The 1,456-nt window shown below is 69.9% G+C and carries 1 protein-coding gene and 1 pseudogene; one reads left to right on the plus strand and one right to left on the minus strand.

Going from position 1 to position 1,456, the window contains the following annotated elements; translation table 11 throughout:
- Positions 1–138 precede the first annotated feature (138 nt).
- A complete protein-coding gene (locus AB0M62_RS34825) occupies positions 139–711 on the plus strand; it encodes a hypothetical protein (protein ID WP_366078331.1) in 573 nt (190 codons plus the stop codon).
- Between the two features lie 71 nt (positions 712–782).
- Here the strand turns inward: AB0M62_RS34825 and AB0M62_RS34830 are convergent.
- Positions 783–1,361, minus strand: a pseudogene (locus AB0M62_RS34830) (IS5 family transposase); the annotation flags it as partial.
- Positions 1,362–1,456 lie beyond the last annotated feature (95 nt).

Consider the following 1,456-nt stretch of genomic DNA (forward strand, 5'->3'; position numbering starts at 1 on the left):
GACCGACCCCTCGCCGGGCTCGTGCACGATCGTCGTCTCACTCACTTGGCGTCTCTCCCATGATCAGCAGATCCGCCGTTGATTAGACACTCCCGATTTCTGCTGATCAGGCATGGTTTCGCTCGGGTTGAGGGAGGCATGCCGACGTCTTGTGTCCGCTTGATGGTTGAGGGGTGCGCGGTGGCGTCGGTGGTGGGGATGCTGGAGGAGCGGGAGGCGGCTGCCCGTGTGCGGGTGGAGGGCTTGCGGGAGGAAGCCGCGCGGTTGGCTGAGGTGTTGGAGGCCGCGGAGATCGAGTTGGACCGGCGGGTGATCGCGCGGGAGGAGCTGGTGGAGGCCCTGGCAGTCTCTGCGGCCGAGTCCACTGCCGTGACCACGACCGAGGCGGAGGAGGAAGCGGCGTCGCTCGCGCCGGTGCCGGGCTCGACGGTGTCACCCTGGCGGGAAGGGCTGCCGGTCACGGTTCTGGCGCCGGACTATCAGCGGATTCTGGGCGTGCTGGAACAGCAGCGATCCACGGGTCACGGGCCGCTTCGAGCCAAGGAGATCGCGGTGGAGCTGGGCCTTGGGGCGACGCCGGCGAAGGTCGAGGGGCTGCGGTCGAAAGCCCGGCGCCTGGCGGAGCGCGGGTGGCTCCTCCTGGAGGTGTCGGGGGCTTTCAGTGCCGGCCGGCGGCCCGTGGCCGTGCCAGACGCCGGCTCATCCGTGTGACCATCGATCATCGACCACCGGATCATCGCCTCGCTGGTGGCGGGCAGGGTCTCGTAGTCCCGGGCCAGACGGCGGGAGTTCATCAGCCACGCGAACGTGCGCTCTGCCACCCACCGCTTCGGCAGCACCACGAACCCCTCCATGTCGTCGGTGCGCTTGACGATCTCCAAGGTCAGAGCGAGCTTGTCCCGGCACCAGCCGACGAGGCCGCCGGTGTAGCCGCCGTCGGCCCAGACGAGGGTGATGTCGCGGTGCAGGCGCCGCAGTCGGGTCAGCAGGCCCGCCGCGGCGTCCCGGTCGCCGATGTTCGCGGCGGTGACGCAGACGACGAGGAGCAGACCGAGGGTGTCGGTCACGATGTGCCGTTTGCGGCCTGGCACCTTCTTCCCGCCGTCGTAGCCGCGTGAGGCGGCCGGCACCGTCGCGGCGGCCCGCACCGACTGCGCGTCGATGATCCCCGCCGTGGGCTCGGCCTCGCGACCCTCGCGTTCACGGACCTTCCCGCGCAGCCGGTCGTGGAACTCGGCGATCAGCCCGTGCTCGCGCCACCGGCGGAAGAAGGCGTAGACCCGGCCCCAGCCGGGGAAGTCCGCGGGCAGCGCCCGCCACGAGATCCCGCCCGCGACCAGATAGCGGATCGCGTCCAGCATCCAATGCCACGAAGTTAAGGCCCTGTTGGCGGTGTCAAGCGTGGCGGGAGACGGAAGGGGCCTCTGCTATCCAGGGGATCGACCAAGATCTTCCT

The sequence above is a fragment of the Streptomyces sp. NPDC051219 genome (genome assembly GCF_040682335.1).
Classification (GTDB): domain Bacteria; phylum Actinomycetota; class Actinomycetes; order Streptomycetales; family Streptomycetaceae; genus Streptomyces.